The organism is Luteimonas sp. YGD11-2 (assembly GCF_004118975.1).
GTDB lineage: Bacteria > Pseudomonadota > Gammaproteobacteria > Xanthomonadales > Xanthomonadaceae > Luteimonas > Luteimonas muca.
Map to the genome: position 1 here is coordinate 168,549 of NZ_CP035376.1, position 12,872 is coordinate 181,420.

Here is a 12,872-nt window from a genome sequence, read left to right on the forward strand (position 1 = left end):
CGGTGTACGCTCGGGCTTCCACTCGGCGGAGCACGCGATGAAGACGATCCTGGTGGCGAGTTCCAAGGGCGGCGTGGGCAAGACCACCATCGCCTCCCACCTTGCGGCGCGCTCGGCGCTGGATGGCCGGCGCACGGTGCTGGTGGATGCGGATCCGCAGGGGTCGTCGATGCGCTGGGCCGAACGCCGTGCCGGGCTCGACAGCGCGGTGCTCCCGGTCGATGGCAGCCGCCGCCGCAAGCAGGCCTGGAATGCGATCCCCGGTGATGCCGACACCGTGGTGATCGATGCCGGCGCCGGCGCGATGCGCGAGGATCTCGACCCCTGGCTCGAGCACGCCGAGGCGCTGGTGGTGCCGGTGCTGCCGTCGGCGCTCGACATCGACGCCACCGTGGCCTTCCTCAACGGCATCGCCGAACATCCGCGGGTGCGCTCGCGCGAACTGCGCGTGGGCCTGGTCGGCAACCGCCTGCGGCCGTGGACCAACGCCTCGCAGCAGGCGATGGAACTGCTCGCCCAGTGGCCATACCCGGTGGTTGCGCAGCTGCGCGACAGCCAGGCCTACGTGGTGATGGTCGCGCTGGGCCGCAGCCTGTTCGACTACAACTCCCAGCAGGTGCGCGAGCACCAGGCCGACTGGCAGCCGCTGCTGAAGTGGGTGCGACGCAAGCCATGACCCCGTTGCCGATGCGCCGTGATGGCGCGATACCGAGTCCCTGATGCGCGAACTGATCCTGCTGCGACACGCCCACGCCGAATCGGCGCATCCCGACCAGCCCGACTTCGACCGGCCGCTGTCGGCCGACGGCCTTGCCGAGGCCGAGGCCGCGGCGCGCTGGCTGCTCGAACAGCGCCTGATCCCCGACCAGGTGCTGTGCTCGCCGGCACGGCGCACGCGCGAGACGCTGGAAGCCGCGCTCGCGGTGCTGGGCTATGTCGACCAGCGCCTGGAGCCGTCGATCTACGAGGCCACCCCCGGCACGCTGGCCGCGTTGCTGGACCGCTACCGCGACACCGAACGCGTGCTGCTGGTCGGCCACAACCCGGGGCTGGAGCGTCTCGTCGCACTGCTGCACAGCGGCCAGTCGGGCGACTACCGCGGCATGCCGCCGGCGGGGGTGGCGGTGCTGGAGTTCGATGAAGGTGCCGCCGTGGAACCCGGTGCGGCGCGCCTTGCCGCGTTCTGGTGGCCGTGACCGGCAGGACCGCGGAACGCTGGTGCTGTGCCTGGCTGTTGCTGCTGGTGGCCTGCCTGCCACGGCCGGCGACTGCGCTCGATGTCACCCGCGTGGATGCGCAGGACTCGGAGGTCGGCTTCGTGCTGCGCACCCGCTGGGGCCAGCGCCTGGAAGGGCGCATCCCGGTGCTGAGCGGTGACGTGCGCCCGGTGGGCGCCGGCCTGCGCCAGGTGCGGCTGCGGCTGTCGGCACGCGATGTCGAGATCGTCGGCCATCCACGCTACACCCAGCTCACCCGCGACGAGGCGTTCTTCGATGCCGACCGGCATCCCGAGGTGAGCTTCGTGTCGGATCCGTTCGGCCCCGAACTGGTGCGCACCGGCGGCGCGCTGGTGGGCGTGCTGCAGTTGCGCGGGGTGGAGCGTCGCGAGACCTTCCATGTCGAGCCCGCGCCCTGCGAACAGCCGATGCGCGAATGCGCGGTGGTGGCCGCCGGGGTGGTCAACCGTGGCGACTATGCGATGGACCGCTGGAGCTTCGCACTCGGCGAGCGCGTGCAGTTCCGGCTGTCGCTGCGTGGCACGGAGGCGGCCGCGCCGTGACTGCCGTGCTGCGTGCGTGCCTGGCCGCGCTGCTGGCGCTGGCCACCAGCGGCTGCGCCGGGCTCGGCGCGGTGCAGCGCGCCGAGGCCCAGCGCATCGCCGATGCCGCGCGCGACACCGTACTGGAATGCGATGACCCCGTCGGGCGCTGCGCGCGCGAGTCGCCGCTGCGCGCGCTCGCCAGCCGCGCCTATGCGGCCAGCACGCCGGACGCGCCGCGCCACTACGCGCTGATGCTCGACTACGGCCAGGACGCGTTGCTCGCGCGGCTGGACCTGATCCGCGGCGCGCGCGAGTCGATCGACCTGCAGACCTACATCTTCGACGAGGACGATTCCGGGCATCTGATCCTCGACGAACTGCTCACCGCGGCGCGGCGTGGCGTGCGCGTGCGCATGCTGGTCGACCAGCTCTCCGCGCTGCGCAACGTCGACACCCTGGCCGCGCTGGTGTCGGCGCACGCCAACTTCGAGCTCCGGGTCTACAACCCGGTGCTGGGCCGCGCGCGCATCAGCTATCCGATGTATGTCGCCGCGGCAGCCTGCTGCTGGCGCCAGCTCAACCGCCGCATGCACAACAAGATGCTGCTGGTGGACGGCATCGTCGGCCTCACCGGCGGGCGCAACTACCAGGACAGCTATTTCGACTGGGACTCCAGCTACAACTTCCGCGATCGCGACATCCTCGTCGGCGGTCCGGTCACCCGCGACATGCAGGCCAACTTCAACGCGTTCTGGATCGCACCGCTGAGCATTCCGGCCGCGCAGCTGTCCGATGTCGGCCGGCGCCTGCTGCGGCATGGCGCACCGGAGATGCCGCACGAACCATTCGCCGCGCCCGACCGCGTGGCCACGGTGTCGCGCCAGGCCGATGACCCGCTGCTGCTCGGGCAGCGGCTGGTGGATGCCGTGATCGCGGTGGGCGAGGTCGAGTTCATTGCCGACACGCCGGCCAAGCATCGTCCGGGGCAGCGTGCGCTGGCGCCGTCGACCGGGCGCCTGCGCGAGCTGATCGAGTCCGCCGACGAGGAGGTACTGCTGCAGACGCCGTACCTGGTGCTGTCGCGCCCGGCGCAGGACATGTTCCGCGCGCTGCACGCGCGCGACGACGGCCCGCGCGTGGTGGTGTCGACCAACAGCCTGGCCGCCACCGATTCCTTCATCACCTACGCGCTGTCGTACAAGTACAAGCGCCGCTACCTGCGCGAGTTCGGCTTCAACATCTACGAGTACAAGCCGTTCCCGCAGAACGCGCCGATCGACCTCGACGCCACCCGCGCGCTCGATCCCGGCTGGGGCCTGGCGGTCACCGGCCACGCGCAGGCCGACGAAGCGCGCGCGCTGGCCGACATCGACGCCGGGCATCGCGACGATGTCCGCCGCAGCGCGGCAACCGCGACCGGCGCGCATGCGGTGCGCGCGGTCGTGGCCGACGACCGGCCCGCGCCGGGCCAGCGCACCCAGCAGCAACGCCTGCCACTGGACCGCGAGTACGCCGCGCTGCGCTATGCCGGCCTCGGCGTGAACCGTCCGGTGCCGCTGCGTCGCGCAGGGCTGCGCTTCGGCCTGCATTCGAAGTCGCTGGTGATCGACCAGCGCGTGGGCGTGGTCGGCACCCACAACTTCGACCCGCGCGGCGACAACCTCAATACCGAAAGCGCGGTGGTGATCGGGGATCCGGCATTCGCGCGCGCACTGGCGGCCAGCATCCGCAACGACATGCTGCCGCAGAACTCCTGGGTGATCGGCCCGCGCGACAAGGCACCGGTGCTGTCGGGCGTGGAGTATTCGCTGGGCAAGGCCTCGGAACAGTTGCCTCTGTTCGATCTGTGGCCGATCCGTTACGCCACGAGCTACGAGTTCGCACCCGGGCCCGGCTGCCCGGTGCCGCCGCCGCCCGACCATCCGGATTTCCGCGACTGCCACCGGCCGGTGGGCGATTTCCCCGAGGTGAACCTCGGCTTCAAGTCGTTGCTGACGCGCATCTTCACCGCGTTCGGAGCGGGGCTGGCGCCGATCCTGTAACTCGCCGCGGCGTCAGGCGTCAGGCGTCTGCAGCTGCCGGCCGCATTGCCCGGATCCGGCCGGGCACCGCGTCACCCCCGTCGTCCTTCTCCCGGTGCCGTCGCGGTCTGACCCGCCCGGCGTGTGCGCGCACCAGGGGATCGGCCCTGAAGCTGAATAGGGTTATGCGACCCATTCAGAAAAGCCTGGAAACGGGCTGAAACCGACCGTCCGTCGGCACATGTTCAGTCGGCCATCCCTATAATCTCTTTCAAATCAACAGCTTGGATCGGATGCGTCGACGGGATGACTTCCGGCACATGGTTTTGCGGACAGGTGTTGTAGTCTACCAGCACACCGCAGCACTACATGCCCACAACGGAGTCCCCCATGAACGTCCACGTCCTCCCCGCCGCCTCCCGTCGCGAGCTGCTGGTCCAGACCCTCAACGCCGTGCGCCAGGCACCGACCGCGTCCTCGCATCGCAACCGCGACTTCGGCATCGGCTACGGCCGCAGCAGCGGTTACGGCCGCGCGGCCCGCTATGTCGACTCGAGCCCGGCGCCGCGGTTCCGCCTCGCCTGACACCCTTTCTTCCAACCAGGAGTTCCATCGATGAAACGTTCAACGTCCCCGTCCATCCCGACCCCGCGGCCGGCCGACGAGCGCCCCCGCAGCGAGCGCAGCACGCGCAGCCATGAGTTCGGCAACTACGCGCGCAGCACCTACCTCAACCATCGCCGCTATGCGTACAGCCCGATGGCCTCGCGTTTCCGCATCGCATGAGCGAAGGCGGCAGCCCACGGGCGCAACGCCCACTGCAGGGATCCACCGCATGATCCGGCCCCATTGACGGCCAGCCCGCCCAACCGCGCGCTGGCCGTCCCCGCCGTGGCTCGGCTATCGTGCCGCCGATGAACGACACCGTTGCACCCGCCAGTACCCGCCCGCTGTTCCGCGGCCAGCCCGACCTCGACGCGCTCAATGCGATGTCGCGCGGCACCGCGATGGAAGCCCTGGGCATCGTCTTCACCGGGGTCGGCCCCGATTACCTGCGCGCGACCATGCCGGTCGAGGCGCGCACCCACCAGCCCTATGGCCTGCTGCATGGCGGCGCATCCGCGCTGCTGGCCGAAACCGTCGGCAGCACCGCCGGCATGCTCGCGGTCGAGGAAGGCAAGGGCTGCGTCGGCATCGAGATCAACGCCAACCATCTGCGCGCCGTGCGCAGCGGCCTCGTGACCGCCACCGCACGCCCGCTGCACGTGGGCCGCCAGACCCAGGTGTGGGAGATCCGCATCGAGGATCCCGCCGGCCGCCTGGTGTGCGTGTCGCGGCTGACGCTTGCGGTGATCCCGCTGTCGCCGTCGCGCGAACCCTCGGCGGACTGACCGGCCGGGGCCGGGCGCGGGCTGACGCATAATCGACGCCGTTCGCGCGCCTGCGCCGCATTTCCATACATGACCACCGCCAGCCCCATCCCGTCCTCCGGCCCGCCCGCCCGTGCGCTGCGCTACCTGCTGCGCACGCCGCTGCTGGCCTGGCATCTCTTCGTGCACCTGACCGTGGTGATGATCGTGGTGGTGTCGCCGCTCGGCCGGCTGCGGCTGCGCAGCGGCGAGTCCCTCGGCCACCGCATCATCCGCGCATGGCAGGCGGGGCTGATGCGGGTGTTCGGTTTCCGCCTGCGCCGCAGCGGCACGCCGTTGCCGGGTGCGGTGCTGTTCGTGGCCAACCACGTCAGCTGGATCGACATCGTCGCCCTGCACAGCCAGCACATGATGGGCTTCGTGGCCAAGAAGGAGATTGCCGGCTGGCCGGTGGTGGGCTGGCTGGCGAAACACGGCGAGACGATCTTCCACCAGCGCGGCAGCCAGGAGTCACTTGGCGGCGTGCTCGAGGAAATGCAGCTGCGCCTGCGCGAGGGCCGTGCGGTCGGGGTGTTCCCGGAAGGCCGCACCCGCGACGGCGCCGAACTGGGGCCGTTCCATGCGCGGATCTTCACCGCGGCGGTGGAGACCGGGGTGCCGGTGCAGCCGGTGGCGTTGCGCTATGGCACGCATGGCGAGGCGCAGCGCGTGGTCGCGTTCCGCGGCCGCGAGAGCTTCGTCGCCAATTTCTTCCGCCTGCTCGGCGAGGCGCCGCGCGATGCCGAGGTCGCCTTCCTCGAGCCGATGATGCCGGGCGATGCCGACGGCCGCCGGCGCATCGCCGAGGTCTCGCGCGAACGCATCATGGCTGCGCTCGGCCAGGCGCCGCGGCACCGCGAGCGTCGCGAGGCCCACGAGGTCGCCGCCGATGCAGGCTAGGGCCCGCGTGACCGGCACCGCGCTGCCCGCCAGCGCCTACGCACCGCCACCCTGGCTGCGCAATGCGCATGTGCAGTCGGTGCTGGGCAGCAGCCAGTGGCGGCGTCAGCGCGGCGCGCGCGCACTGGTGGCGACCGGCGCCGTCACCACCGAGCACCTGCTCGACGGCGGCGACGGCGTGCGCCTGCACGGCCTGCACAGCACCATCGAAGGGCGCACGCCGCGCGGGCTGGCGCTGCTGCTGCACGGCTGGGAGGGCAGCACCGAATCGAGCTACATGCGGCTGACCGCGGCGCGTTTCCTGCGTGCCGGCTTCGACGTGTTCCGGCTGAACTTCCGCGACCACGGCCCGACCCACCACCTCAACGAGGAACTGTTCCACTCCGCACGCATCGACGAGGTGGTGCATGCCGCCGCCGATGTCTGCGCGCGCTTTCCGGCGCGCCCGCTGGTGACCGCCGGCTATTCGCTGGGCGGCAACTTCGCCCTGCGCCTGGCGCTGCGCGCCCCCGGCGCGGGCCTGCCGCTGGTGGCGGTATCGGCGGTGTGCCCGGTGCTCGACCCGGCGCTGACCCTGCAGCAGATGGAGCGGGGCATGCCGATCTACCTGCACCATTTCGAGCGCAAATGGCGCGAATCGCTGGTGCGCAAGCGTTCGCTGTTCCCGCACCGGCTCACTCTCGACGACAGCGTGCTGCGGCTGGGCATGCGCGACCTCACCGAATGGCTGGTGCTGCGCCACACCGCGTTCGGCTCGCTCGACGAGTACTTCGAGGGCTACTCCATCGCGGGTGGGCACCTGGGCGCACTCGAGGTGCCCGCGCATGTGCTGACCAGCGAGGACGACCCGGTGATCCCCGCCGACGGCTTCCGCGCGCTGCCCGACAACCCCTGCCTGCAGGTGGAGATCGCGCGCTGGGGCGGGCACTGCGGCTTCATCGAAAACGCGCGTCTGGACGGCTATGCCGAGCGCTGGGCGGTGGAGCGCCTGCTGGCCGACCCGCAGGTGCTGGCGCAGGCCGCCGCGCACTGAGGGCGCAGGGCGCGTCCGCCACGGCCGCTACAATGGCCGGCCCGGCCAGGTGGCCGAAGCCTGCGGATCCGCGCCCCATGTACGACAGCATTCTCGATGCCCTGCGCCGCGGCGCGCCTGCCGAGGCCCTCGCCGCCGCGCGCGCGCTGGCCACCGAACGCCCCGACGATGCCCGGGCGCGGGAACTGATGGCGCAGGCGCAGCGGATGGCCGGCGACACCGATGGCGCGCTGGCCAGCCTCGACCATGCGATCACCCTGCAACCCGACGAGGCCTCGCTGCAGTTCCAGCGCGCCGCGATCCTGCTGGCCCGCCGCGACATCGACGGCGCGACCTCCGCGCTCGGCCGCACCCTCGAACTCGACCCCAACCGCTACCAGGCCTACATCGTGCAGGCGGAACTGGCGATCGGCCGCGGCGACCTCGACGAGGCCGAGCGGCTGGAAAAGATGGCCGCGCGGCTGGGCGAGGGCGATCCGGGCCTGTCCGCCGTGCGCGGCATGATCGCGCTGCGCCGGGGCGACCGCGACCGCGCACTGTCGATCCTCTCCAGCGCCGCCGAGCGCAACCCCGATGATCCGCAGTTGCTCAATGCGCTGGCGTTCGCCTACATCGCCAGGGACCACCTCGCCTTCGCCGAACAGACCCTGCTGCGGCTGTGCGACCTGGTGCCCGGCAACACCCCGGCGCGCCGGCTGCTGGCCGACGTGGTGCTGCGCCAGGGCCGCCCGGGCGATGCCTCGGCGCATATCGAACAGGTGCTGGCGGCCGGACGGGCCTCGACCGAACACCTGCGCTTTGCCGGCGGCGTCGACATGCAGACCGGGCAGATGCCGCGTGCGACCACGCGGCTGAAGGAGGTGCTCGCCCGCACCCCGGACGACCGCACCACCCTCGACCTGCTGATGCGCTGCTGGGAACTGCAGGACGACCGCGACGATGCCCGCGCCACGCTCGAGGCCGCCATCGCCCGCAGCCCGCGCAACGCCGCGCTGTGGGATGCCCGCCTGGGCGTCGACGGCCATGACGGCGAGGCCGCGCTGGCGGTGGTCGAGCGCTGGAGCCAGGCGATGCCGGAGAGCCCGGCCCTGCTGCAGGCACGCGTGCGGGTGGCACTGGCCGCCGGCGACGCCGCCGCCGCCGAAGCCGCCGCGCGCGAACTGGCCGGACGCCTGCCCAACGACCCGCGCGCCCAGACCCAGTACCTCGACATCCTGTCCGCGCGCGATCCGCAGGCCTCGGTGGCGCATCTGCGCACGCTCGAGGCCGCGGCCGGCGACGACGACAACCGCCGCCTGCAGGTGCAGGGCTGGCGTGCGCTGGCCCATGACCAGGCCGGCGAGGCCGCCGACGCCGCCAGGGTGTGGCTCGACACCCACGCCGCCTGGGCGCAGCGGCTGATGCCGCTGCCGCTGTGGTCGGCGCCCGACGCCCCGCGTGCCCCGGCTGCCGCCGTCGATCCCGACGCCGCCCGGCTGGTGTTCATGGCCGGCCTGCCCGGTGCCGGCCACGAGCAGGTCGGGCGCCTGCTCGACGGCGTGGTGTCGGCGTTCCGTGCCGACCGCCTCGGCACCAACCCGCCGCGCGACGCGCTGCAGAACGTGCACACCGTGGGCCGGCTGGTGCGCGGCGAAACCACCGCCGCCGACGTGCACGCCGAATGGCGCGCGCAGCTGCCGGCCCGTCGCATCCAGGGCGCGCTGATCGACTGGCTGCTGTGGTGGGACAACGCCTACCTCGACATCACCCGCGCCCACCTGCCGCATGCCGAGCTGCTGATGGTCGTGCGCGACCCGCGCGACATGCTGCTCAACTGGTTGGCCTTCGGCAGCCCGGTGCCGTTCCGCATGGGCACGCCCGAGGAAGGCGCCGCCTGGCTGGCGCAGGGGCTCGAGCACATCGTGGTGCTGGCCGAGCAGGAGCTGCAGCCGCTGCTGCTGCTGCGCACCGACGAGGCCGGCAACGACCCGCGGGTGCTGTCGGCCACGCTGGCGCAGCTGCTCGGCGTCGAGCTGCCGGTGCCGCCGCCGCAGCTCTTCAGCGACCAGTACCGCTTCCCGGCCGGCAACTGGCGCCGCTACACCGGCGTGCTCGGCGCGGCGTTCGCGATGCTCACCCCGGTCGCGGTACGGTTGGGCTATTCCGAAACCTGATCCGGAGGATTCCCATGCACATCCGCAGCGACAGTTTCGAGCACGGCCAGCCGATCCCGTCGGAGTTCGCGCTGGGCGCGCCGGAAGGGTTCGGTGGCAACCGCAACCCGCACCTGGCCTGGGGTGACGCGCCCGGAGGCACGCGCTCGTTCGTGCTGATGTGCATCGACGCCGACGCCCCCACGCAACCGGAGATGGCCGGCAAGGAGGGCGTGGAGATCCCGTCCGACCAGCCGCGCGCCGACTTCGTGCACTGGATGATGGTGGACATCCCGCCATCGACCACCGCGATCGACGCCGGCGCCTGCAGCCACGGGTTCGACAAGGGCGGCAAGCCCGACCCGCAGGGCCCGGCCAGCGCGCGCCAGGGCCGCAACGACTACACCGGCTGGTTCGCCGGCGACGCCGACATGGCCGGCACCTACCGCGGCTACGACGGCCCGTATCCGCCGCCCAACGACCTGCGCGTGCACCGCTACTTCTTCCGGGTGTTCGCGCTCGACGTCGACCGCCTCGAGGTCGGCGACGACTTCACCGCCGCCGATGCATTCGCCGCGATGCACGGCCACGTGCTCGCCGAGGCCACGATCCACGGCACCTACTCGCTCAACCGCAACGCGGGCGCCTGACCGTCCGGGCAGCTCCGCGCTGGCTCCAGGCGAGACCCGAGGGGAACGAGTCGTCGCCCCTCTCCCACGTGCGGGAGAGGGTGCCCCGGAAGGCGGGTGCGGGCGGCCCAGCGGCGCTGCGCCCCAGCCGGCAGATGCTCCGCGAAATGCTCCGGAATCCCTGAAGCGCGACCGTTCGACTGTCCTGTGGCGCGAATCCGGTGCCGCCGCAAGTCGGCGCCCGATATCGCCTTGGTTGCGACGGCACCGGACCCCCGCTGGGCGCATCGCGCACCTGCCTTCCGTTCCGACGTCGCGAGCCCGTCCAGGCGCCTGTCGGGTGTTTCGCCGACCAAGGCGGTATCGGGCGCCGACTCGGCGGAATACCCGGCAGGCGTCCCCACGCGGCTGCGCCCCGCGCTCACAAACCCTACCTTGCCCTGGGGCGCCGGCTTCGACTGACCGCCGACGTCGCCTCAACTCCCCGCCGGCATCCATACCAGCAGCGCGATGCCCAGCAGGATGCGGTAGATCGCAAAACCGGTGAAGCGGTGGCGCTTGATGTAGTCCATCAGCCAGCGCACCACGATGAAGCCGGTGACCGTGGCGGCCGCGAACGCCACTGCGACATCGCCCCAGTCCTCGCCACCGGGACCCTCGTCCAGCCACAGCTCCAGGAAGGCATAGCCGCTGGCCGCGAACATCGTCGGGATGCCGACCAGGAACGCGAATTCGGCCGCCGCGGAGCGCCGGCTCAGGCCAAGCAGCATGGCCAGGAAGATCGTCGTCGCCGAGCGTGAGGTGCCGGGAAACACCCCCGCCACCACCTGCGCCAGGCCCACCGCGATCGCCACCGTCCAGGTCACGTAGGCACCGTCGCCGCCGCGGCGCTCGGCGAAGTATTCCGCCACCAGCATCCAGATCCCGCCCAGCACCAGCGCCCACGCCACCGGCGTCACCGACTCCGGCAGCTCCCAGCCGGCCAGCCGCACCGGCAGCCCCACCAGCGCGGTGACCAGGAATGCCACCGCCAGCTTGGCCACGTAGTCGCGGTTGTCGCGATCGCCCAGATTCGTGGCCAGCCCCCACAGCCGCTGCCGGAACACCAGCGTGATCGCCAGGATCGCCCCGGCCTGGATGACGATATTGAAGAAGTCCGAGCGCGCACCGAGCCAGTGCTGCGCGATCAGCAGGTGCCCGGTGCTCGACACCGGCAGGAATTCGGTGACGCCTTCGATGATGCCCAGGACGAGGGCGGACAGCAGGTCGGACACGGGACGGGCCGGCAATGGGAACGCGCGAAAGGATACGGGAGCGTGGCCTGCAGCCGCCGCCGGCGGATGCACCGGGGTGGTGCAGAACATCCAAAGTCCCGCACCAATTCCGGTCAAACACCCACGGGCGCCGCGCCGGTGCCCAATGAAATCAACCACCTGGAATTGGCACGCACCCTGCTATGACTGTGTCATCCCATCCCGCACAGGTGCCACCCGATGTCGTTCGAACAGGTCGAGAAGCTGGTCAAGGATCACAAGGTCGAGTTCGTCGACCTGCGTTTCACCGACATGCGTGGCGTCCAGCACCACGTCACCTATCCCGCCTCCATCCTCGAGCCCGGCCTGTTCGAGGACGGCGTGATGTTCGACGGTTCGTCGATCGCCGGCTGGAAGGGCATCGCCGAGTCCGACATGGTGCTGCTGCCCGATCCGTCCAGCGCCTACATCGACCCGTTCACCGCCGACCCGACCATCATCCTGGTCTGCGACGTGCTCGACCCGGCCACCATGCAGGCCTACCCGCGTGACCCGCGCGGCATCGCGCGCCGCGCCGAGGCCTTCCTGAAGTCGTCGGGCATCGCCGAACAGGCGTTCTTCGGCCCCGAGCCCGAGTTCTTCATCTTCGACTCGGTGCGCTATGCCAACGAGATGGGCAACACCTTCTTCCACATCGATTCCGAGGAAGCGGCGTGGAACACCGGCCGCGAGTACCCGGGCGGCAACCACGGCTACCGCCCCGGGGTGAAGGGCGGCTACTTCCCGGTCGCACCGCTGGATTCGCTGCACGACCTGCGCGCGGAGATGTGCAAGACCCTCGGGCAGATCGGCATCGAGGTCGAGGTGCACCACCACGAAGTCGCCAACGCCGGCCAGTGCGAGATCGGCACGCGCTTCAACTCGCTGGTCAAGAAGGCCGACGAGCTGCTGGCGATGAAGTACGTGATCAAGAACGTCGCGTTCCGAAACGGCAAGACCGCCACCTTCATGCCCAAGCCGATCGTCGGCGACAACGGCAGCGGCATGCACGTGCACCAGTCGCTGGCCAAGGGCGGCAACAACCTGTTCTCCGGCGACGGCTACGGCGGCCTGAGCCAGATGGCGCTGTGGTACATCGGCGGTGTGTTCAAGCACGCGCGTGCCTTGAACGCGTTCACCAACGCCGGCACCAACAGCTACAAGCGACTGGTGCCGGGCTTCGAGGCGCCGGTGATGCTGGCCTACTCGGCGCGCAACCGCTCGGCGAGCTGCCGTATCCCGTACGTGGCCAACCCGAAGGCGCGCCGCATCGAGTTCCGCTTCCCGGATCCGATCCAGTCCGGCTACCTCACCTTCGCCGCGCTGCTGATGGCCGGCCTCGACGGCATCAGGAACCAGATCGATCCGGGCGGCCCCAGCGACAAGGACCTCTACGACCTGCCGCCGGAAGAGGAGAAGAACATCCCCAAGGTCGCGCACTCGCTCGACCAGGCGCTGGAGGCACTCGACGCCGACCGTGGCTTCCTCACCGCCGGTGGTGTGTTCACCGACGACTTCATCGATGCCTACATCGATCTGAAGATGAAGGAGGTCACCGCGTTCCGCTCGGCGACCCATCCGCTCGAGTACCAGATGTACTACACCATCTGATCGCGCCCGCTGTCCTCTCCCGTGCGCGGGAGGGCCATGCACGAACCCTTCTCCCGCATGCGGGAGAAGGTGGCGCGAAGCGC

13 protein-coding genes are annotated in these 12,872 nt (G+C 70.9%); 12 read left to right on the forward strand and 1 reads right to left on the reverse strand.

Translation table 11 applies throughout. The features are described from left to right. The first annotated feature begins 37 nt into the window (after positions 1 to 37). From ERL55_RS00790 to ERL55_RS00835, 11 genes are all read left to right on the forward strand, one after another. Positions 38 to 676 carry a ParA family protein gene (locus tag ERL55_RS00790; protein WP_129134730.1) on the forward strand — a complete coding sequence of 213 codons (639 nt, stop codon included), beginning with the start codon at positions 38 to 40 and terminating at the stop codon, positions 674 to 676. A 43-nt stretch (positions 677 to 719) separates the two neighbouring features. Further along, complete coding sequence (locus ERL55_RS00795) at positions 720 to 1,196, forward strand: histidine phosphatase family protein (protein WP_129134731.1); 477 nt, start codon at positions 720 to 722, stop codon at positions 1,194 to 1,196. Continuing rightward, positions 1,193 to 1,780, forward strand: coding sequence for a YceI family protein (locus tag ERL55_RS15095; protein ID WP_164972079.1), 588 nt, complete (start codon positions 1,193 to 1,195; stop codon positions 1,778 to 1,780). Before ERL55_RS00795 ends, ERL55_RS15095 begins: the two co-directional genes overlap by 4 nt. Next, the gene (locus tag ERL55_RS00805) at positions 1,777 to 3,804 is read left to right on the forward strand and encodes a phospholipase D-like domain-containing protein (protein WP_241685798.1); all 2,028 of its coding nucleotides are present in this window, start codon (positions 1,777 to 1,779) and stop codon (positions 3,802 to 3,804) included. The genes ERL55_RS15095 and ERL55_RS00805 overlap by 4 nt, the downstream gene beginning before the upstream one ends. 369 nt (positions 3,805 to 4,173) lie before the next feature. Then, positions 4,174 to 4,368 carry a hypothetical protein gene (locus ERL55_RS00810; RefSeq protein ID WP_129134734.1) on the forward strand — a complete coding sequence of 65 codons (195 nt, stop codon included), beginning with the start codon at positions 4,174 to 4,176 and terminating at the stop codon, positions 4,366 to 4,368. Between the two features lie 30 nt (positions 4,369 to 4,398). Beyond that, positions 4,399 to 4,569: a hypothetical protein gene (locus ERL55_RS14805; RefSeq protein WP_164972080.1), complete on the forward strand. Its 171-nt coding sequence runs from the start codon at positions 4,399 to 4,401 to the stop codon at positions 4,567 to 4,569. 128 nt (positions 4,570 to 4,697) lie between these two features. Next, entirely contained in the window at positions 4,698 to 5,174 is a 477-nt protein-coding gene (locus tag ERL55_RS00815; RefSeq protein ID WP_129134735.1) for a hotdog fold thioesterase, read from the forward strand. A gap of 69 nt (positions 5,175 to 5,243) precedes the next feature. Then, on the forward strand, positions 5,244 to 6,092 hold the full coding sequence (locus ERL55_RS00820; RefSeq protein WP_129134736.1) for a lysophospholipid acyltransferase family protein: 849 nt from the start codon (positions 5,244 to 5,246) through the stop codon (positions 6,090 to 6,092). 22 nt (positions 6,093 to 6,114) lie between these two features. Then, positions 6,115 to 7,125 (forward strand): alpha/beta fold hydrolase, encoded by a 1,011-nt coding sequence (locus tag ERL55_RS00825; protein WP_129137132.1) that lies wholly within the window; start codon positions 6,115 to 6,117, stop codon positions 7,123 to 7,125. A 77-nt stretch (positions 7,126 to 7,202) separates the two neighbouring features. Then, complete coding sequence (locus ERL55_RS00830; protein ID WP_164972081.1) at positions 7,203 to 9,278, forward strand: tetratricopeptide repeat protein; 2,076 nt, start codon at positions 7,203 to 7,205, stop codon at positions 9,276 to 9,278. A gap of 14 nt (positions 9,279 to 9,292) precedes the next feature. Continuing rightward, the gene (locus ERL55_RS00835; RefSeq protein ID WP_129134738.1) at positions 9,293 to 9,907 is read left to right on the forward strand and encodes a YbhB/YbcL family Raf kinase inhibitor-like protein; all 615 of its coding nucleotides are present in this window, start codon (positions 9,293 to 9,295) and stop codon (positions 9,905 to 9,907) included. 455 nt (positions 9,908 to 10,362) lie between these two features. Here ERL55_RS00835 and ERL55_RS00840 read toward each other — a convergent pair whose 3' ends face one another. After that, positions 10,363 to 11,160: an undecaprenyl-diphosphate phosphatase gene (locus tag ERL55_RS00840; RefSeq protein ID WP_129134739.1), complete on the reverse strand. Its 798-nt coding sequence runs from the start codon at positions 11,158 to 11,160 to the stop codon at positions 10,363 to 10,365. 219 nt (positions 11,161 to 11,379) lie between these two features. On the opposite strand from ERL55_RS00840, the gene glnA reads away from it, so the two are divergent. Beyond that, positions 11,380 to 12,789, forward strand: coding sequence for a type I glutamate--ammonia ligase (gene glnA / locus ERL55_RS00845; protein ID WP_129134740.1), 1,410 nt, complete (start codon positions 11,380 to 11,382; stop codon positions 12,787 to 12,789). Positions 12,790 to 12,872 lie beyond the last annotated feature (83 nt).